The organism is Paraburkholderia sp. SIMBA_027 (assembly GCF_046535315.1).
Lineage (GTDB): Bacteria > Pseudomonadota > Gammaproteobacteria > Burkholderiales > Burkholderiaceae > Paraburkholderia > Paraburkholderia tropica.
The window spans coordinates 1-245 of the sequence record NZ_JAWRWY010001380.1 but is presented as its reverse complement, the minus strand read 5'-3'; the positions used below and the strand labels follow the sequence as shown (position 1 = coordinate 245).

Below are 245 nucleotides of genomic sequence, written 5' to 3'. Positions count from 1 at the left end.
CCACGACATGCTGCTGATCGTGGACGACATCCAGGTCGGCTGCGGCCGCACCGGCACCTTCTTCAGCTTCGAGGCCGCCGGCATCCGCCCGGACATCATCACGCTGTCCAAGTCGCTGTCGGGCTTCGGCCTGCCGATGTCGCTGGTGCTGATGAAGCCCGAGCTGGACGTCTGGAAACCCGGCGCCCACAGCGGCACTTTCCGCGGCAATAACCTGGCGTTCGTCACCGCCACCCAGGCGCTGG

1 protein-coding gene is annotated in these 245 nt (G+C 66.9%); it reads left to right on the top strand.

Features of this window, described 5'->3' with window-relative positions; all coding sequences use genetic code 11:
* A partial coding sequence (locus SB764_RS43705) for an aminotransferase class III-fold pyridoxal phosphate-dependent enzyme (protein ID WP_410867264.1) occupies positions 1-245 on the top strand: 245 nt, incomplete at both ends.